The organism is Pseudomonas rhizosphaerae (assembly GCF_000761155.1).
Taxonomy (GTDB): domain Bacteria; phylum Pseudomonadota; class Gammaproteobacteria; order Pseudomonadales; family Pseudomonadaceae; genus Aquipseudomonas; species Aquipseudomonas rhizosphaerae.
In genome coordinates this window covers 571,524-589,215 of the sequence record NZ_CP009533.1, presented here as the reverse complement: position 1 = coordinate 589,215, position 17,692 = coordinate 571,524, and the positions used below count along the sequence as shown (strand labels likewise).

The following is a 17,692-nucleotide window of genomic DNA, read 5'->3' as shown; positions in this document are numbered from 1 at the left end:
GCTGTGAACTATTGGCAATGGCCATGCGTCATCCGCTTGAGGGTCGTTATAACCTGTGCTCGGCAAGCTGTGCGGTGTGCCCTGTGCTCATTCCAATGATGGGAGAAAGGCAATGGATACGACGCAACGATCTGCCACCGACGAGGCGAATGCCAAGACGGCTACGGGCAGCACGCCACAAGAACATCTGCAGGTGCTGGCGGACGAGGCCGGCGCTGCATTGAGCGACGCCAAACAGCAAGGCGCCGAGCAGTACGAGCATTTACGCGACCTGGCGACCGAGCAGATAGATACGCTGGTGGAGAGCGCGCAGTCCGCAGCCTCTGCCATGGAGGGCAAGGATAGCCTGGGTCTTTCGCAGTATCTGGCCCAGCTGGCTAGTGGCCTTGGTACCTTTGCCGATCAGGTGCGTGATCAGAGCGCGGAAGAGCTGCTGCACAAGGGCGCCCAGTTGGCGCGTGACAATCCGGCCGTGTTTCTCGCTGGTAGCGTGGCGATTGGTTTCGGTTTGTCGCGCTTCCTGCGTGCCAGTGCCAATTCGGCATCCGACGGTCGCGCATCAGCTTCCTCTGAACGGAGCTCGGCAACCGCGCACGGTTCGGATTCGTCCGAGCCACGTGATCCGCCGCAGTATCAGACTTCAGTGCCGCCGTTGTCCGCAGACCCTGCAGCGAGCAGCTTGCCTGAGCCTGCCACCCAGGGTGCTGCCAGCCCGCCGCTGGGCGGGAGCACCCTGTACTCCACGCCCACGCCGCCACGGGAGACCTTGTAATGAACAATGACGGAGTACACAACGATCCATTCGATACGCCCAGGCAGCCGATTGACCCGGTGCGTCAGGACGATGCTTCGATCGGTGGCCTGTTGCGCCAACTGACTCGCGAGGTGCCGGAGCTGTTCACCAAGGAGCTGGCACTGGCCAAGGCAGAAATGCAGCAAAGCCTGGTCACGCTCAAGGCCGGCATCGTTGCCGTCGCAGGGGGTGCAATCGTGTTGCTGGCGGGCTTCATCGTTCTGCTCATGGCGGCGGTGTACGGCCTGGGCACCATGATGCAGCTGTGGTTGGCCGCACTGATCGTGGGCGGTATCACCCTGGTCATCGGTTTCATCATGCTGCAGTCGGGCAAGAAGCAGTTCGAACCCTCGCACTTCACGCCGGACCGCACCCTGCACGCCATGCAGCAGGACAAGGAAGCATTGAAGAGGAAAGTCTCATGAGCAGCTCATTCGATACTGATCTGGAAAAAAGCCCGGAAGCCCTGGAGCGCGAAATCGACGCCAAGCGTGCCAGCATCAGCAATCTGGTCGATTCCCTGGAAAGCCGGTTCACGCCGGGGCAGCTGTTCGACCAGGCCATGTCCTATACCAAGGGCAACGGCGGCGAATTTTTCCAGAACCTGGGCACGACCCTGAAAAACAATCCAGTCCCTACGGTGCTTACCGGCGTTGGTCTGGCCTGGCTGGCGATGAACCAGAACAAGCCCTTTCAGCCAGGGCCTGCGTCGACCGGACCGGGGTTGGGCGACAAGGTCAATCAAGCGGTGGATAAAGTCAGTCATGCGTTGTCCAGCGCTGGCGTGCATCTGCACGGGGCCGCCGATACGGCGCGTGACCACGGACAGACCTTGCGCTCGAAGGCGAGCGATCTGTCGCACCGCGCCGGGGATTCCTTCGATGCCACGTCCAGCCAGCTGACCGACAAGGCGCACGACGTCAGCCAGCGCGTGCAGGCCCAGGCCAGCGAGGTGAAGGATCAGTTGGAGCACTTGCTCAAGGAGCAGCCGTTGGTGCTCGCGGCGATCGGCATTGCCCTGGGGGCGGCGTTGGGTGCGGCGTTGCCATCCACGCGCAAGGAGAATGAGCTGATGGGGCAAGCGCGTGACGATCTTGCCGATTCTCTCAAGGCCAAGGGTCAGCAGGCCTATGCGGCGGCCAAGGACACGGTGAAACAGGCAACGGACACAGTGCCTGCGTCACCCGCCGACAGTACTTCTTCCGCTAGCGAGCGCAGCATTGGCGAGCATCCGGTCACGCCTACGTCGGCTAGCGAGGGCACCGATCTGTCTTCGGGGCTGGGCATCGAGCCCTGAGCCAAGGCTGGGCATCAACAACCCGGGGACGCAGGCAAGCATGGCACCGCGTCGTCCCCGGACGCGGCTTGCGCCGCTGCTACAGGGCGCGGTGGTGTAGATACTTCGTAGGAGCGGTCTTTGGCCGCGAAAGAGCCACGGCGATGGATCGGTAGGACCGCGGGGAGTTTTTCGCGGCCAATGACCGCTCCTGCAGATACTGGAGGCGGTGTGAGCGCAGGCAGGCAGGCACCGCGTCGTTCCCCGGACGCGGCTTGCGCCGCTGCTACAGGGGTTTGGATTTGCCGAACAATTTTTTGCCGAGGGAAACCACGGCCAGGACGAGGGCACCGGTGAGGATGCCGGTCAGCGCGTCCACAAGGGTGCTGGCCACGGTTCCCATCACGCCGCCACCGACAAACGCCACGGCCGCTTCACTGAGGTGATGCACGAACGGCAGGCCGTGCGCGATGATGCCGCCGCCGACCAGGAACATGGCGATAGTGCCCAGGATCGACAACACCTTCATCAGCACCGGTGCCAGCCACAACAGGCCATTGCCCAGCGCCTGGCTGGCCGATCCGGTCTTCTGCTTGAGGTACAGGCCAACGTCGTCAAGCTTGACGATACCGGCCACCAATCCATAGACACCAACGGTGATCAGCACCGCCGTGATCACCAGCACGCCGACCTGGTCCAGGAACGGCCGCGTCGACACCACACCCAGTGCCAGCACGATGATCTCTGCAGAAAGAATGAAATCGGTACGCACCGCGCCTTTGATCTTGTCTTTTTCGAACGCAACCATGTCGACCTGAGCATCGGCCATGGCCGCCTTGCGACGTTCAAGCTCTTCTGCCGAATCCTTGTGCAGGAACTTGTGCACGACCTTCTCGAAGCCTTCGAAGCACAGATAAGCACCGCCGATCATCAACAACGGTGTGATCAGCCACGGGGCGAACGCGCTGATCAACAGCGCTGCGGGCACCAGGATCGCCTTGTTCAACAAGGATCCCTTGGCCACCGCCCAGACCACCGGCAGTTCGCGATCGGCCTTGACCCCGGTCACCTGTTGGGCATTGAGCGCCAGATCATCGCCCAGCACTCCGGCGGTTTTCTTCGCAGCCAGGGAAACGTCGTCGAGCAACGTCGCGATATCGTCGAGAAGCGTAAGCAAATTGCCTGCGGCCACGGGGGAGAATCCTTATGGGTGAGTTAGGTGGCTGACGCATGGAGCAGCGGCTTAGTTCCCCGCCGGGCCGTTGTTGAGCGCTCGGCAAAGCCGGTGCTACCATCGCGGACCCTCCGGCGCGGCCGGAGGCCTTTGCGCAGAAACAAGGATCTTTGCCCACCATGAGCAGTATTCGCGAGCGCAACAAGGCCCTCATCCTGCGCGCGGCCAGCGAAGAATTCGCCGACAAGGGGTTCGCCGCCGCCAAGACCCACGACATTGCCAGCAAGGCCGGCGTGCCCAAGCCCAACGTCTATTACTACTTCAAGTCCAAGGAAAACCTCTACCGCGAGGTGCTGGAAAGCATCATCGAGCCGATCCTGCGCGCGTCGACGCCATTCGATACGGCCGGTGAGCCACAGGACGTGCTGCGAGCCTACATCCGCGCCAAGATCCACATCTCCCGCGATCTGCCCTTCGCCTCGAAGGTGTTCGCCAGTGAAATCATGCACGGCGCGCCCCACCTGAGCGCCGACCAGGTCGAGCAACTCAATGCCCAGGCCCTGCACAACATCCAGTGCCTGCAGACCTGGATCGATCATGGGCAGATCGCGCCCGTCGACCCCCATCATCTGATGTTCAGTATATGGGCCGCGACCCAGACCTACGCCGACTTCGACTGGCAGATCGCCTCGATCACCGGCAAGGCCAAGCTCGACGACACCGACTACGAAGCGGCCATCGACACCATCACGCGACTGGTGCTCAAGGGCTGCGCACCGGAGTAGGACATCCCGCGCACGCCCTTGCACGGGGGCGGCAAAGCTCCTACGCTGTGCGCCTTCTTGGGAACCACCTAGCCATGACCACTCTGCGTGATCGCCTGTACGTCGTCGTCTTCCAGAGCGACACCCCTGCCGGACGCCGCTTCGACAAAACCCTGTTGCTGATCATCCTCGCCAGCCTGCTGGTGGTGATCATCGACAGCGTCGAGACTGTACACAGCCAGTACGCCGACCTGTTCGCATGGATCGAATGGGGCTTCACGTTCATCTTTGCCGTCGAGTACCTGCTGCGTCTGTACTGCTCGCCCAAGCCCCTGCGCTATGCGTTCAGCTTCTACGGCCTGATCGACCTGCTGGCGATCGTCCCCGGCATCCTGGCCATCTACTACAGCGACGCCCAGTACCTGATGATCGTGCGCGTGGTGCGCATGCTGCGGATCTTCCGCGTGCTCAAGCTCAGCCCCTACTTGAAGCAAGCCAATTACCTGCTGGCAGCGCTGCGCGGCAGCAAACAGAAGATCATCGTGTTCCTGGTCAGCGTCAGCACCCTGGTGACGGTGTTCGGCACCCTGATGTACGTGGTCGAAGGCCCGCAGAACGGCTTCGCCAACATCCCCACCGGTATCTACTGGGCCATCGTCACCCTGACCACTGTCGGTTATGGCGACATCGTGCCCACTACACCGATTGGCCAGATACTGTCGGCCATGGTCATGATCACCGGTTATTCGATCATCGCCGTGCCCACGGGCATTTTCACTGCCGAGTTGGCCAATGCCATGCGCGGCGAAGGCCTGCAGCACGAGTGCGGGGTGTGCCACAAACGCAGCCACGAACAGACGGCGTCCTTCTGCTCGCAATGCGGCAATGCGCTGTTCAAGAAAGCGCTCTAAGCACAGCCGATTTTGATCTAAACGTACCCATAACGCCCGGCGACAGGGCGCAGGCATAATGCCGCCTATTTCCAAGAACGCTCGAAGAGGGAACTGCAGTGAAGAAATTGATCGGTGCCTCGCTGTTGGCGGCAGGCTTGACCCTGACCGGCCTGGTCCAGGCCGCGCCCAGCCTGCTCAACGTCTCGTACGATGTGATGCGCGACTTCTACAAGGACTACAACAGCGCCTTCCAGAAGCATTGGCAAGCCGAACACAATGAAGCCATCACCGTGCAGATGTCCTTCGGCGGCTCCAGCAAGCAGGCGCGCTCGGTCATCGACGGCCTGCCCGCCGACGTCATCACCATGAACATGGCCACCGACATCAATGCCCTGGCCGACAACGGCAAGCTGGTGCCCGAGGACTGGGTCACGCGCTTGCCGAACAACAGCGCGCCGTTCACCTCGGCAACGGTGTTCATCGTGCGCAAGGGCAACCCCAAGGCGCTGAAAGACTGGCCCGACCTGCTCAAGGATGGCGTACAGGTCATCGTGCCCAACCCCAAGACGTCCGGCAACGGTCGCTACACCTACCTGTCGGCCTGGGGCTATGTGCTCAAGAACGGCGGCGATGAAACCAAGGCCCGCGACTTCGTCGGCAAGCTGTTCAAGCAGGCGCCGGTCCTGGACACCGGTGGCCGTGGCGCAACCACCACGTTCATGACCAACCAGATCGGCGACGTGTTGATCACCTTCGAGAACGAAGCGGAAATGATCGCCCGCGAGTTCGGCCGCGACCAGTTCGAAGTGGTCTACCCCAGCGTTTCCGCCGAGGCCGAGCCACCGGTCAGCGTGGTCGACAAAGTGGTCGAGCGCAAAGGCACGCGTGCCGCAGCCGATGAATACCTGAAATACCTGTGGTCTCCGGAAGGCCAGGAGATTGCCGCCAACAATTACCTGCGTCCGCGTGATCCAGCGGTGCTGGCCAAGTTCACCGATCGCTTCCCGAAGGTCGAATTCCTTTCAGTGGAGAAAACCTTCGGCGACTGGCGCAGTGTGCAAAAGACCCACTTCAACGACGGCGGCGTGTTCGACCAGATCTACACCGGCCAGTAATCGATCCACCGCTGGACAGCGTTGCAGGCTTGGGGTAAAACCTCGCCTGTAACGCCCTACCTTTCGCTTCCCCCCTCCTCTTTCCTACGTCAAACGTTCGGCGGTAGCCTGCCCGATGGTTTTTCATCGCGCACGCTCCAGCGTTGGCGCGAGTTCGATCATCATGAGCACATCACCCGACGGCCTATTGAAATACCGCCCGGAAATCGACGGCCTGCGTTCGCTGGCCGTATTGCCGGTCATTCTGTTCCATGCCGGTTTCAGCCTGTTTTCCGGCGGATTCGTCGGCGTCGACGTGTTCTTCGTCATCTCCGGCTATCTGATCACCTCGATCATTCTGGCGGAGATGAGCAAGGGCGAATTTTCCCTGCTGCGCTTCTACGAACGCCGGGCGCGACGCATTCTTCCGGCGCTCTTCGTGATGCTGCTGGTATGCCTGCCCATGGCGTGGCTGTGGCTGGATCCGCCGGACCTCAAGGCGTTCAGCAAGAGCCTGGCGGCGGTGCCGCTGTTTTCCTCGAACCTGCTGTTCTGGCGCGAAAGCGGTTATTTCGATGCCGCCGCCGAGCTCAAACCCCTGCTGCACACCTGGACCCTGGCGGTGGAAGAGCAGTACTACGTGCTGTTCCCGCTGCTGCTGATGGCCGGGTCGCGGCTGGGCCGTGGCGCGATCGTGGCACTGTTGGCCGTGCTGGCCCTGGCGAGCCTGGCCCTGGCCGAACACGGCGCCCGTCAGGAATCGGTGGCCGCGTTCTACCTGCTGCACGCCCGCGCCTGGGAGCTGCTGATCGGCGCCTTCATCGCCTTCTACTTCACTTGGCGACCACGCTCGGTCGAGCCTAGCCTGCAGGCGCAGGTGGGCAGTCTGCTGGGCGTGGCCATGATCGGCTATGGCGTGCTGGCGTTCGACCACGCCACGCCATTTCCCGGTGTGAATGCCCTGTTGCCGACGCTAGGTGCGGCGCTGGTGATCGTTTTCGCTCATCCGGGTAACGTTGTCGGCCAGGTGTTGGCCAGCCGCCCGTTGGTAGGCATTGGCCTGATCAGCTACAGCGCCTACCTGTGGCATCAACCGCTCTTCGCCTTCGCCCGCAACAACAGCCTGGTGGCGCCCAGCCCGCTGACCATGCTGGGCTTGAGCGGGCTGTCGCTGGTGTTGGCCTGGCTGAGCTGGCGCTTCGTCGAACGTGGCTTTCGTGACCGACGCAGCGTACCCGCTGCCCGCTTGTGGCGTTACAGCGCGGGCGCTTCGGCGCTGTTCGTCGTGCTCGGCATTACCGGGTTCACGCAGCAGGGTTTCACCCAGCGTTTCGACGTGGACCCCAGCATCATGGCCGCCTTCGAAGACCCGCACATCCGTGACGCCTGCGACACGAACTATGACGGCAAGGGCTGGGGCATGGACTTCTGCCTGTTTGGTGCCGACCGTCAGCAGCAGGCTGCAGACGTTGCGGTGTTCGGCGACAGCCATGCCGAAGCCCTGTTGCCGGCGTTCGATGCCGCAGGCAAGCGGTACGACCGGCGCATCGCCCACATCGGCATGGGTGGCTGCCCGCCGTTGCTGGATGTCGACGTGGCGGTCGGCAACTATGCACCGGGGGCGTGCCCGGCTTTGGCCCAGCGCGAGTACGACTATGTGAAGGCCCATCGCATCAAGAAGGTGGTGCTGGTTTCACGCTGGACGCTGTACACCGACGGCGATTACGACCAGAGCCACATGAGTGGCTATTTCCTGGTCGATCAAGCCAGCCAGACGCGCACCCGCGAGGCCTCGCGCGCCGTGTTCGAAAAAGCTCTGGAACAGACGATCGATGCCTACCGGGCGTTGGGCGCAGAGGTCTACGTGGTGGCTCAGGCGCCACAACAGCAGACCAGTCCGAAGCAGCTCTACTATCGTCTGGCGCGCGACAAGGGGGACGATGCCGAGCGCACGCAACGGCTGCTCGACGGCCTGTCGGTGCCCTACGCGAAACACCTGCAGTTCCAGCACTACACGCGCACGCTGTTCGCTGCCGACAGCGCGCGCGAACGTATTCGCCTGGTCAGCCTCGATGAAGCACTGTGCAGCCGGCAAACGTGCCTGATCGGTGACAGTGGGTCGTGGTACAAGGACCACGATCACTTGAGTGCCCACGGGGTCGAGCGGGTAACGAATCTGGTGGGTCAGATCCTGCAGAACTGACCCACGCCTGCCGTGCTTCAGGGATGTTTGCGACCCAATCCTGCCGGCACGCCGGTCGTGTCGGTGGCTTCCCACGGACCTTTGGGGCTGGTAGCCCAGCTCCAGCCCTCGTTCCAGCGGTAGTAGGTGCGCTGCCGGTAGTAGGTGTCGGGCTGATCTTCCAGCACATAGACGCCCAGGCTCGGGTCCCAATGACTGGCGCCACCGGGCGGTGGCGCAAAGCTGGCCGAGGTACGGGGCATCGGCTTGGGTGCGGGCGGGGTCGGTGTCACGGGCGGCGTGGGAGTCGGCGCGGTGCTCGGTCCTGCTGGCGGCAGGGTCTGCACCGGTGGCTGCGGCGCAGGTTCGGACGGGCGCTGCACGGCGCAGGCACTCATGCCCAGGGCCAGGCCGATCACGGCCATTCGAGCTAAACGGTTCATAACATCTCTCTACGGGTCGGGACGGTCGATCATCAAATGCTGCACGGCGGCGCTGTCGCTGGCGATCGGCGCACTTCGCGCCAGCCATTCACCCTTGGTGGGCTGGCCAGCCCTGGATATCCGAGCGATGAGTTGGACTTCGGGAAAGTTCGACAGTTTCAGCTGCGGCATCATCGCGTCGCTGTCTGCCAGCTCGACTTGCGCCGGCAGGTCGGCGACCGTCAGACGCTTGACCGCCAGCGGCATGGGTGGGCCGGACACCGCACGGGCGAAGACGAACACGCTGTCGCCAGGCTGCACCTTGGCGGCCAGCGCGGGTGCCAGAGCCACCTGCACTTTCAATCCGGTGCGTGCCGGAGCGGGCTCGGAAACAGGTGACTTGCCATCAGCGGCCAGTTGGCCACGGGCACGTTCTATTCCGCCCTGCAGCGCAGCGCGCGCAGGGTCTTTGTCCGGCAAGGTAGCCAGTAAACGCTCCCAATAGCCGATGGCTTTGTCGAAGCGTTTGCTCTCGAAGGCGGCAATGCCCAGCAAGCCTAGACTCGTCGCCTCTTTTGGATCGCCCAACAGGGCTTCATCAGTCAGGGCCTGGATCTGTTCGGACCACTGCCTGCCTGCGGCGAAATACAGCGCCTGCGCCCATTGCCCCAGCACCTCTGGCTGGCGACCGCTGAGTTTGGCGGCGCGCTCGAACAATTCCGCCGCTTGCGCCGGCCGGTTTTGCGCCATGTAGGTTCGACCAAGGATATACACGCCCTCGACAGCTTCCGGCTGCATCTGCACGGCCTGTTCGAGGCGCGTGGTCATCTGCGCCACGGACGTGGGCGGTACGGCGAACTCGCGGCTCAGCTCGACTCGATCGCTGGCGCCATAGTGCAGGTAGAGCACCAGGCCCAATACCGGGACCAGCAGCGCCGCCGCCAACGGGATCGAGCGGCCCAGACGGGTCTGCGTCACCACCTCCCCGCCTTCGGTATCGGCCAGCAACTCGCGGGCCGCCTCGGCTTGGCCGCTTTCCAGTTGCGCGGCCGTCAATACGCCTGCGGCGTGTTGCGTATTCAGTTCGGCCAGGCGCTCTTGATACAGCGCCACGTTGAGCGCCGTGCGGTCCTTTTCGGGCTGGGTGCGACGGGCACGCAGCAGCGGTACCAGCAGGAAACCCAGGGCGAGCAGCAGCAACAGGCCGGCGGCGAGCCAGAAATCGATCATGGGCGGTCTTCATCCAACGGTTGTTGCGCGAGCAATGCGGCCAGACGGGCCCGCTCGGCGGGGTCGAGATCGCGCGGGCTGGTCTCGGGTTGCCGGCGCCGACGCTGCAGGGTCACCGCGATCACGCCCATCCCGATCACCAGCAAGGCTGCAGGTCCGAACCAGAGCAATCCGGTACGCGCGGTCAGCGCTGGCTTGTAACGGACGAACTCACCGTAGCGATCGACCATGAACTCGATGATCTGCCCGTCATCCTTGCCCTCGGTCAACAGCCGATGAATCTCGCGGCGCAGGTCACTGGCGATGGGCGCATTGGAATCGGCGATGTCCTGGTTCTGGCACTTGGGGCAGCGCAGTTGCAGGGTCAATTGGTGAAAGCGCTCGCGCATCTGGTCGTTGGCGAACTGATAGGTATCGATGGCAGCCCGTGCCACGCCGGACAGGCTCAACAGCAGTATCGACAGCAGCAGCCAGCGCTTCATGGCCGGGCCTCGTCAAGCAGCGCCTGGTACAACGGCGCCAGTTGCTCACGCCAAACGGTCTGGTCGATGACCCCGACCCACTTGTGGCGAATCACGCCCCTGGCGTCGATAAGGAACGTCTCCGGTGCGCCGTACACGCCCAGGTTCAAGCCCAGGCTGCCGTCCTTGTCGTTGATGTCCAGCGTGTAGGGATTGTGATAATCGGCCAGCCAGCGCCGTGCTGCCACGTTGTCATCCTTGTAGTTGATGCCGTAGATCCGCACGCCCTGCCCGGCCAGCGTGTTGAGCACGGGGTGTTCGACGCGGCAGGCCACGCACCAGGTGCCCCAGACGTTGACCAGCGCCGGCTTGCCCAGCAGATCGGCTCGGGTCAGCGTTCGTTGGCCCTGAGTGTCAGGCAGGCTGAACTCGGGAAACGGCTTGCCGATCAGGGCCGACGGCAACTGGGCTGGGTCGAGGTAGAGCCCGCGGTAAAGCAATACGGCCAGTATCAGGAAAGCCCCTAGCGGAACGGCCAACAGCCAACGCTTCATGTCACCGCTCCCTGGCCCAGTACGTCGCGCACGCGAGCCTTGACCTTGATGCGATAGCGCCGGTCCAGTGCGGCGAGGAAGCCGCCGAGGCCAGTCAACAAGCCGCCTAGCCAGATCCAGCGCACGAATGGCTTGACGTGGATGCGCACTGCCCATGCACCGTTTTCCAGGGGCTCGCCCAGTGCGACATAGAGGTCGCGAGTGAAGCCTGCGTCGATGCCCGCCTCGGTCATCACCGACTGCTGCACGCTGTACAAGCGTTTTTCCGGATGCAGCAGGCTCACTTGCAGGCCATTGCGCAGGACTTGAACACTGCCCCGCTGGGCGCTGAAATTCGGCCCCCGGTAAGGCTCGGCGCCGTGGAAGATGAACTGATAGCCACCCAGATCGACCGCATCGCCCGGCGCCATGCGCAGATCGCGTTGGGCACTGTTGTGGCTCGACAACACCACGCCCAGGGCACAGACGGCAATGCCCAGGTGAGCCAGTTGCATGCCCCAGTAGCTGCGCGGCAAGCCGGTGATCCCGCGGCGCAGGCCGGTGTGGCGAGTCTTGTCGTGCAGGTCGCGCACGCCGGCTAGTACCACCCAGGCCGCCAGGGCGAACGTGCTCAGCACCGGCCAGGCAAAATCCCCCAGGCACCAAGCGGCCAGCGGCGCCAGCACGGCACTGCCGATCAACACCGGCACCAGCATGCTACGCAGCCAGGCGGTCGGCGTGTGTTTCCAGCGCACCAGCACACCGATGGCCATGGCCAGCATCAGCAATGCCATCAGGGGCACGAACAGCGCATTGAAATACGGTGGACCGACCGATAACTTGGCGCCGGTCAGGGCATCCAGCGCCAATGGGTACAGGGTGCCCAGCAGAATCATGGAAGCGGCCACCACCAGAATCAGGTTGTTGCCCAGCAGCAGGGTTTCCCGCGACCACAGGCCAAAGCCCACGTGGCTCTTGACCACCGGCGCGCGCAGCGCGAACAGCGTCAACGAGCCGCCCACCACGAACAGCAGGAAGATCAGGATGAACACCCCGCGAGTCGGGTCCGAGGCGAAGGCATGCACCGAGGTCAGCACGCCGGAGCGCACCAGGAACGTGCCCAGCAGGCTCAGGGAAAACGAGGCGATGGCCAGCAGCACCGTCCAGCTCTTGAACACGCCGCGCTTCTCGGTCACCGCCAGCGAATGGATCAGCGCGGTGCCGACCAGCCAGGGCATGAACGAGGCGTTTTCAACCGGGTCCCAGAACCACCAGCCGCCCCAGCCCAGTTCGTAGTACGCCCACCACGAACCCAGGGTGATGCCGATGCCCAGAAAGCTCCAGGCCACCATGGTCCAGGGGCGCGACCAACGTGCCCAGGCGGCGTCCAGCTTGCCGCCCAGCAACGCGGCGATGGCGAAGGCGAAGGCCACCGAAAAGCCGACGTAACCCATGTACAGCATCGGCGGATGGACGATCAGACCGATGTCCTGCAGCAATGGGTTGAGGTCGCGACCGTTGGCCGGAATCTGCGGCAGCACGCGGGTGAAGGGGTTGGACGTGAGGATCAGGAACAGCAGAAAGCCGACGCTGATCATGCCCATCACCGCCAACACCCGCGCCAGCATGACCTGGGGCAACTGCCGTGAGCCGATCGACACGGCGAAGGTCCAGCCGCCCAGGATCAGCGCCCACAGCAGCAAGGAGCCCTCGTGGGCACCCCATACGGCGCTGAATTTGTAGTACCAGGGCAGCGCACTGTTGGAATTTTCGGCCACGTAGCGCACGGAAAAGTCGTCGCTCAGAAAGCTTGCCGCCAGGCACGCGAACGCCAATGCCAGGAACGTGAACTGGCCCCAGGCGGCTGGCCGCGCCAGGCTCATCCATAGCGGGTCGCCACGCCACGCGCCTACCAACGGCACGCTGGCCTGCACCAGAGCCAGACACAACGCCAGGATCATCGCCAGGTGGCCCAGTTCGGGCACCAGCAGAGCACCGATCATTGTGAAGCTCCCATTCGGCCGGAATCCTTCAAGGCCTTGGTGACCTCCGGTGGCATGTATTTTTCATCGTGCTTGGCCAGCACCTCGTCCGCTTCCACGACGCCGTCGGCGTTCAAGGTGCCCAGGGCGACGATGCCCTGCCCTTCGCGAAACAGGTCGGGAAGGATGCCACGGTAGGTGATGGTGACACTGTGCTGGAAGTCGGTGACCACGAAGCGCACATCCAGCGAGTCGCCGGAGCGTTGCAGCGAGCCCTTTTCGACCATGCCACCGGCGCGAATGCGAGTGCCCGTCGGCGCCTCGCCGTTGGCGATCTGGGTCGGCGTGTAGAACAGGTTGATGTTCTGTTGCAAGGCGCCAAGGGCCAGCCCCACGGCAAGCGCGATACCCGCCAACAGCGCGAGGATGAGCATCAGGCGTTTGCGGCGTTGCGGTTTCACGGTTGGCTCTCCCGACGCAGACGTCGCGCCTCTTGCTGCAGGTAACGGCGACGGGCCAGCAAGGGTCCGGCCACGTTGACGATCAGCACCAGCAGGCACAGGCCATAGGCTGACCAGACGTAGACGCCATGGCGACCCATGCTCAGGAACTCGGCGAACGAAGCGAAGCTCATGGCCCGACCCTCGTCGTCACGACGCCGGCCAGGTACTCCTGCACCCAGCGGCTGCGACCCTCGCGCCGGAGCACTTCCAGACGCATGCGCAGCAGCAGCACGGCGCCGAAGAAACAATAGAAACCCAGCACCGTGAGCAACAGCGGCAGCCACATCTGCGCGGGCATCGCCGGTTTTTCGGTCAGGCTGAAGGTGGCGCCCTGGTGCAGGGTGTTCCACCACTGCACCGAATACTTGATGATCGGAATGTTGACCACGCCGACGATGGCCAGCACCGCACAGGCCTTGGCTGCGTTCTCGCGGTTGCCGATGGCCTGGCCCAGGGCAATGAGCCCCAGGTAGAGAAACAGCAGGATGAGCATGGAAGTCAGGCGGGCATCCCAGACCCACCAACTGCCCCAGGTCGGCTTGCCCCAGATGGCACCGGTGGCCAGCGCCAGCGCGGTCATCCAGGCGCCCACCGGCGCGGCGCACTGCAAGGCGATGTCGGCGATCTTCATCTTCCACACCAACCCGACCACGCCGGCCAGCGCCATCATCACGTAGCAGGACTGGGCAAGCATGGCCGCCGGCACGTGGATGTAGATGATGCGAAAACTGTTGCCCTGCTGGTAATCCGGTGGCGCGAAGACCAGGCCCCACACCACCCCTGCGCCGATCAACAACGCCGCCGCCACGCCCAGCCAAGGCAGCATGCGCCCGCTCAGGGCATAGAACGCCTTGGGCGAGCCGAGCTTGTGAAACCACGTCCAGTTCATCACCTTGTTCTTCAAGACCCCGTATTCAAAAGCATGAGCCGGTCGCACATCCGGCCTCGTCCGTTCATTCGCCGACACTGATCTTGAGCCCGGCCGCGATCGCGAAGGGCGCCAGGGTCACGGCCAGTGCCGTCAGGCTGCCCAGCCACAACAGGTAGCCAGCGCTCGGCAGTTGCTGCAACGACGCCTGCAGCGCGCCACTGCCCAGAATCAGCACCGGGATGTACAGCGGCAGCGTCAGCAAGGCCAACAGCAGGCCGCCGCGCTTGAGCCCCACGGTCAACGCGGCGCCTACTGCGCCGAGCAGGCTGAGCACCGGCGTACCCAGCAGCAACGAGGCCAGCAGCACCGGCAGGCACCGCGCGGGCAGGCCGAGCATCAGCGCCAGCAGCGGTGACACCAGCACCAGCGCCAGCCCGGAAAACACCCAGTGCACCAGTACCTTGGCCAACACCAGCACCGGCAACGGGTGTTCGGACAATACCCATTGTTCGAGCGAGCCATCTTCCAGGTCGCTGCGAAACAGCCCGTCGAGGGACAGCAACACGGCCAGCAGTGCGGCCACCCAGACCAGGCCCGGAGAAAGACTTTCCAGCACGTGCATCTGCGGGCCCACGGCAAGCGGGAACAGCGCGATGACGATGGCGAAGAATACCAGGGGGTTGGCCAGCTCGGCCGGCCGTCGATACAACAGACGGGCTTCGCGCTTGAGCAACAGGACAAAGACGCTCATGCCGCGTTCGCGCCCAGTGCCAGGCGCCGGTAGCGGATTGGCGTCTGCGCAAGCAGATGGTGGGTGGTCAGAACCACCATGCCGCCGTGCGCGCAGTGTTCGGCCAGGTGCTGCTCCAACTGCGCCACCGCCTGCGCATCGAGCGCGGTAAAGGGCTCGTCGAGGATCCACAATGGCGGGCCAGGCAGATAAAGACGGGCCAGCGCTACGCGGCGCTGCTGGCCGGCCGAGAGCCTGTGGCACTGAACGTCTTCGTAACCGCGCAGGCCGATGGCCGCCAGGGCCGCCCAGATCAGTTCGCGGCTGGCCGGAGTGTGCAGCGCACCCAGCCAGGCCAGGTTTTCTTCAGCGGTCAGTACATCCTTGATACCGGGCGCATGGCCAATCCACAGCAGCTGGCGACCCCGTTCGCGCCGGTGCGCCGGTTGCTCGGCAGGCATCACGGCGACCTGCCCTTCAGCCGGCTGCATCAACCCGGCCAGCAGGCGCAGCAGGCTGGTCTTGCCGCACCCGTTGGGTCCGCACACCTGCAGCATGTCGCCAGCACCCACCTGAACCTGCAGGTGCTCGAACAGCAGCCGCCCATCGCGGTCGCAGGCAAGGTCGGTGGCGTGCAGGTATGGGGTCAAGAATCGGCCTTATCGGGTTCGGTCGCAGGTTGCAGCATGGCGCCGCGTTCAAGTTCCGGGGAGCATGGCCGCTATACTTCCATGGCGCTGTATAGCAGAGCCGGCCGCCGTGGCCGCGCATTATACATGCGCAGCTCCTGCCCAAGGGCGCAACCGACACAGGTTTCATCCATGCCTGACCTGATCAGCAACCTCGCCGCGCTTCCTTCCGCCAGCGGGGCCGCGCGCGCCAGTGCCTCGAGCATCGAGACGGTGAAGATCACCCAGCCACTGGACAGCCTGCTGGCCTTGGGCGAGACGGTGGACGCCGAAGTGGTGTCGGTCAAGGCCGGTGCGCAGGACTTTCAATTGCTGTTGCGCCTGAGCCTGGCCGGTGGCGGCGTGGCCACGATCACCGCCAGCAGCCTGAAGCCACTGCCCCAAGGCACCGCCCTGCTGGTTTCACACCTGGCCGGCGGCGCAGCTTTGGTGGCGACCCAGGAGCGCGGCAATGGCGCACCGCTGATCCTGACGCGCATCGACACCCAGGCCTTGCCGGTGGGCACGCTGTTGCAGGGCAAGGTCAGCAGCAGCCAGATGCTGCCACAGATCGCCGGGCAACCGGCGGTGTACAAAGCCATGGTGACCCTGCTCAATACCGCCCAGGCTGGCAACATTCTGGCCATCGAGAGCCCGCAGCCGCTGCGCCTGGGCAGTCTGCTCAGTGCCCAGGTGATGAGTGACCAGAGCCTGAATTTCGTGCCCCTGAGCGGGCGCATGGACCAGCTGGCCGTGGCCCAGCAACTGGGCGCCCAGCAATCCCGACAGGGATCGCTCGACAGCCTGCTGAGCGCGGTGCAGAACCTGCGCCAGAACCCTGACCTGGCACCGCCGACGCGCGCGGGCCTGGAGCGCCTGCTGGCCACCCTGCCGGACGTACAGCAGATGGCCGATCCGAAAACCGTGGCCCAGGCCGTGGTCGCCAGCGGCGCATTTCTGGAAGCCAACCTGCTCAACGGCCAACCGGCGCCCGATCTCAAGTCGGCGCTGTTGCGCCTGATGGCGCAGATCGCGCCAGGCGCCCTGCCCAACCCGACGGCGCACCCGGGCGTGGCAGCCAACGTGCTGGCCCAGGTACTGCCGGGGCGTGTGCGCAATGCGTTGAACGCCTGGGGGCAGGTCAGCGAAAAAACCGTACCCGCAAGTTTCCCCTTGCCTGCCCGCACGGCACAGAAAAGCGAAGGCGAAGACGATCTCGAACATCTGCTGCGCCTTGCCGGTGCCGCCGTGGCACGCCTGCAAAGCCATCAACTCGCGGGCCTGGAGCAAACCGGGCGCACCCCCGAGGGCGCCACGCAGACGACCTGGCAGTTGGAGATTCCCATGCGCCATCTGCACGACTTCATCCCCTTGCAAGTCAAGGTGCAACGCGAGGATCCGCCACCGGACCAACAGCCCGCCGACAGGAACGATGCCCGGCCTGCCCAGGAAAAGATCTGGCGCCTGGACCTGGCCTTCGATCTGGATGCGCTGGGGCCGCTGCAGGTGCAAGCGCAACTGGCCCACGGCAGCCTGTCCAGCCAGTTGTGGGCGCAGCGTCCGGAAACGGCCTTGCTCATCGAGAACCAACTGGACGACCTGCGCCAGCGCCTGCAGGCCAGCGGCCTGAACGTGGCCGATCTGCAGTGTCATCAGGGCACCGCACCGCAAGGTGCACGCACACGACTGGAACAACGCTGGGTGGACGAAACCGCATGACCGAACGAACCCCACGCCAAGCCATTGCCCTGCGCTATGACGGCCAGAAGGCGCCGACCCTCACTGCCAAGGGCGACGACGAGCTGGCCGAGGCGATCCTGGCCATGGCCCGTGAATACGAAGTGCCGGTGTACGAAAATGCCGAACTGGTGAAGATGCTGGCACGCATGGAACTGGGCGACAGCATTCCCCACGAGTTGTACCTGACCATCGCAGAGATCATCGCCTTTGCCTGGCACCTGCAAGGCAAGACCCCCGCAGGCTTCGAGTTGATGCCGGCGCCGACCGAGCGCGACATCACGCCCAAACACCCGTAAAACCGGGGCCGCATGGCCCCTTCCGATCAATGAGCGCCAGTATCCTGGCCCGTTGGCAGAAGGAGAACCAGACTCCCCCG

At 64.1% G+C, this 17,692-nt stretch carries 20 protein-coding genes; 9 read left to right on the top strand and 11 right to left on the bottom strand.

The annotated features are described in order from the left end of the window. The first annotated feature begins 112 nt into the window (after window positions 1–112). Genes LT40_RS02660 through LT40_RS02650 form a run of 3 tightly spaced genes read left to right on the top strand, consistent with a single transcriptional unit; the run spans window position 113 to window position 2,090 of the window. On the top strand, window positions 113–772 hold the full coding sequence (locus LT40_RS02660; RefSeq protein ID WP_148308503.1) for a hypothetical protein: 660 nt from the start codon (window positions 113–115) through the stop codon (window positions 770–772). Further along, window positions 772–1,218 carry a phage holin family protein gene (locus LT40_RS02655; RefSeq protein ID WP_084139707.1) on the top strand — a complete coding sequence of 149 codons (447 nt, stop codon included), beginning with the start codon at window positions 772–774 and terminating at the stop codon, window positions 1,216–1,218. The genes LT40_RS02660 and LT40_RS02655 overlap by 1 nt, the downstream gene beginning before the upstream one ends. Then, a complete protein-coding gene (locus tag LT40_RS02650) occupies window positions 1,215–2,090 on the top strand; it encodes a DUF3618 domain-containing protein (protein ID WP_043186153.1) in 876 nt (291 codons plus the stop codon). Before LT40_RS02655 ends, LT40_RS02650 begins: the two co-directional genes overlap by 4 nt. Window positions 2,091–2,355: 265 nt before the next feature. On the opposite strand, the gene LT40_RS02645 is transcribed toward LT40_RS02650, so the two are convergent. Then, window positions 2,356–3,261 carry a DUF808 domain-containing protein gene (locus LT40_RS02645; protein ID WP_043186149.1) on the bottom strand — a complete coding sequence of 302 codons (906 nt, stop codon included), beginning with the start codon at window positions 3,259–3,261 and terminating at the stop codon, window positions 2,356–2,358. Between the two features lie 161 nt (window positions 3,262–3,422). On the opposite strand from LT40_RS02645, the gene LT40_RS02640 reads away from it, so the two are divergent. From LT40_RS02640 to LT40_RS02625, 4 genes are all read left to right on the top strand, one after another. Further along, the gene (locus LT40_RS02640; RefSeq protein ID WP_043186146.1) at window positions 3,423–4,028 is read left to right on the top strand and encodes a TetR/AcrR family transcriptional regulator; all 606 of its coding nucleotides are present in this window, start codon (window positions 3,423–3,425) and stop codon (window positions 4,026–4,028) included. A gap of 74 nt (window positions 4,029–4,102) precedes the next feature. After that, entirely contained in the window at window positions 4,103–4,918 is an 816-nt protein-coding gene (locus LT40_RS02635; RefSeq protein ID WP_043186143.1) for an ion transporter, read from the top strand. 98 nt (window positions 4,919–5,016) lie between these two features. Continuing rightward, window positions 5,017–6,015, top strand: a complete 999-nt coding sequence (locus LT40_RS02630) for a sulfate ABC transporter substrate-binding protein (RefSeq protein ID WP_043186140.1) — start codon at window positions 5,017–5,019, stop codon at window positions 6,013–6,015. A 163-nt stretch (window positions 6,016–6,178) separates the two neighbouring features. Then, window positions 6,179–8,197 (top strand): acyltransferase family protein, encoded by a 2,019-nt coding sequence (locus LT40_RS02625; RefSeq protein ID WP_043193260.1) that lies wholly within the window; start codon window positions 6,179–6,181, stop codon window positions 8,195–8,197. A gap of 17 nt (window positions 8,198–8,214) precedes the next feature. Here LT40_RS02625 and LT40_RS02620 read toward each other — a convergent pair whose 3' ends face one another. From LT40_RS02620 to ccmA, 10 genes are all read right to left on the bottom strand, one after another. Continuing rightward, window positions 8,215–8,619 carry a hypothetical protein gene (locus tag LT40_RS02620; protein WP_043186137.1) on the bottom strand — a complete coding sequence of 135 codons (405 nt, stop codon included), beginning with the start codon at window positions 8,617–8,619 and terminating at the stop codon, window positions 8,215–8,217. A gap of 9 nt (window positions 8,620–8,628) precedes the next feature. After that, on the bottom strand, window positions 8,629–9,828 hold the full coding sequence (gene ccmI / locus LT40_RS02615) for a c-type cytochrome biogenesis protein CcmI (RefSeq protein ID WP_043186135.1): 1,200 nt from the start codon (window positions 9,826–9,828) through the stop codon (window positions 8,629–8,631). Further along, a complete protein-coding gene (locus tag LT40_RS02610) occupies window positions 9,825–10,310 on the bottom strand; it encodes a cytochrome c-type biogenesis protein (protein WP_043186133.1) in 486 nt (161 codons plus the stop codon). Before LT40_RS02610 ends, ccmI begins: the two co-directional genes overlap by 4 nt. Then, on the bottom strand, window positions 10,307–10,843 hold the full coding sequence (locus tag LT40_RS02605) for a DsbE family thiol:disulfide interchange protein (RefSeq protein ID WP_043186130.1): 537 nt from the start codon (window positions 10,841–10,843) through the stop codon (window positions 10,307–10,309). Before LT40_RS02605 ends, LT40_RS02610 begins: the two co-directional genes overlap by 4 nt. After that, on the bottom strand, window positions 10,840–12,810 hold the full coding sequence (locus LT40_RS02600) for a heme lyase CcmF/NrfE family subunit (protein ID WP_193385576.1): 1,971 nt from the start codon (window positions 12,808–12,810) through the stop codon (window positions 10,840–10,842). Before LT40_RS02600 ends, LT40_RS02605 begins: the two co-directional genes overlap by 4 nt. Before the next feature lie 11 nt (window positions 12,811–12,821). Further along, a complete protein-coding gene (ccmE, locus tag LT40_RS02595) occupies window positions 12,822–13,265 on the bottom strand; it encodes a cytochrome c maturation protein CcmE (protein ID WP_043186124.1) in 444 nt (147 codons plus the stop codon). Then, window positions 13,262–13,438 carry a heme exporter protein CcmD gene (gene ccmD / locus LT40_RS02590; protein ID WP_043186122.1) on the bottom strand — a complete coding sequence of 59 codons (177 nt, stop codon included), beginning with the start codon at window positions 13,436–13,438 and terminating at the stop codon, window positions 13,262–13,264. Before ccmD ends, ccmE begins: the two co-directional genes overlap by 4 nt. Continuing rightward, window positions 13,435–14,199 (bottom strand): heme ABC transporter permease, encoded by a 765-nt coding sequence (locus LT40_RS02585; RefSeq protein WP_193385567.1) that lies wholly within the window; start codon window positions 14,197–14,199, stop codon window positions 13,435–13,437. The genes ccmD and LT40_RS02585 overlap by 4 nt, the downstream gene beginning before the upstream one ends. A 61-nt stretch (window positions 14,200–14,260) precedes the next feature. After that, on the bottom strand, window positions 14,261–14,929 hold the full coding sequence (gene ccmB / locus LT40_RS02580) for a heme exporter protein CcmB (RefSeq protein ID WP_043186115.1): 669 nt from the start codon (window positions 14,927–14,929) through the stop codon (window positions 14,261–14,263). Then, a complete protein-coding gene (gene ccmA / locus LT40_RS02575) occupies window positions 14,926–15,558 on the bottom strand; it encodes a cytochrome c biogenesis heme-transporting ATPase CcmA (RefSeq protein WP_043186112.1) in 633 nt (210 codons plus the stop codon). The genes ccmB and ccmA overlap by 4 nt, the downstream gene beginning before the upstream one ends. A gap of 171 nt (window positions 15,559–15,729) precedes the next feature. On the opposite strand from ccmA, the gene fliK reads away from it, so the two are divergent. Both fliK and LT40_RS02565 read left to right on the top strand, forming a co-directional pair. Then, window positions 15,730–17,295 (top strand): flagellar hook-length control protein FliK, encoded by a 1,566-nt coding sequence (gene fliK / locus LT40_RS02570; RefSeq protein WP_043186108.1) that lies wholly within the window; start codon window positions 15,730–15,732, stop codon window positions 17,293–17,295. Next, window positions 17,292–17,612 (top strand): EscU/YscU/HrcU family type III secretion system export apparatus switch protein, encoded by a 321-nt coding sequence (locus LT40_RS02565; protein WP_043186105.1) that lies wholly within the window; start codon window positions 17,292–17,294, stop codon window positions 17,610–17,612. The genes fliK and LT40_RS02565 overlap by 4 nt, the downstream gene beginning before the upstream one ends. Window positions 17,613–17,692 lie beyond the last annotated feature (80 nt).

Bases quoted from the DNA above. Each gene is read 5' to 3' on its own strand.
- LT40_RS02625 (WP_043193260.1), top strand. From the start codon at position 6,179: ATGAGCACATCACCCGACGGCCTATTGAAATACCGCCCGGAAATCGAC.
- LT40_RS02605 (WP_043186130.1), bottom strand. From the start codon at position 10,843: ATGAAGCGTTGGCTGTTGGCCGTTCCGCTAGGGGCTTTCCTGATACTG.
- LT40_RS02660 (WP_148308503.1), top strand. From the start codon at position 113: ATGGATACGACGCAACGATCTGCCACCGACGAGGCGAATGCCAAGACG.
- LT40_RS02635 (WP_043186143.1), top strand. From the start codon at position 4,103: ATGACCACTCTGCGTGATCGCCTGTACGTCGTCGTCTTCCAGAGCGAC.
- LT40_RS02640 (WP_043186146.1), top strand. From the start codon at position 3,423: ATGAGCAGTATTCGCGAGCGCAACAAGGCCCTCATCCTGCGCGCGGCC.
- LT40_RS02655 (WP_084139707.1), top strand. From the start codon at position 772: ATGAACAATGACGGAGTACACAACGATCCATTCGATACGCCCAGGCAG.
- LT40_RS02565 (WP_043186105.1), top strand. From the start codon at position 17,292: ATGACCGAACGAACCCCACGCCAAGCCATTGCCCTGCGCTATGACGGC.
- ccmD (WP_043186122.1), bottom strand. From the start codon at position 13,438: ATGAGCTTCGCTTCGTTCGCCGAGTTCCTGAGCATGGGTCGCCATGGC.
- LT40_RS02650 (WP_043186153.1), top strand. From the start codon at position 1,215: ATGAGCAGCTCATTCGATACTGATCTGGAAAAAAGCCCGGAAGCCCTG.
- ccmB (WP_043186115.1), bottom strand. From the start codon at position 14,929: ATGAGCGTCTTTGTCCTGTTGCTCAAGCGCGAAGCCCGTCTGTTGTAT.
- LT40_RS02620 (WP_043186137.1), bottom strand. From the start codon at position 8,619: ATGAACCGTTTAGCTCGAATGGCCGTGATCGGCCTGGCCCTGGGCATG.
- LT40_RS02610 (WP_043186133.1), bottom strand. From the start codon at position 10,310: ATGAAGCGCTGGCTGCTGCTGTCGATACTGCTGTTGAGCCTGTCCGGC.
- ccmI (WP_043186135.1), bottom strand. From the start codon at position 9,828: ATGATCGATTTCTGGCTCGCCGCCGGCCTGTTGCTGCTGCTCGCCCTG.
- fliK (WP_043186108.1), top strand. From the start codon at position 15,730: ATGCCTGACCTGATCAGCAACCTCGCCGCGCTTCCTTCCGCCAGCGGG.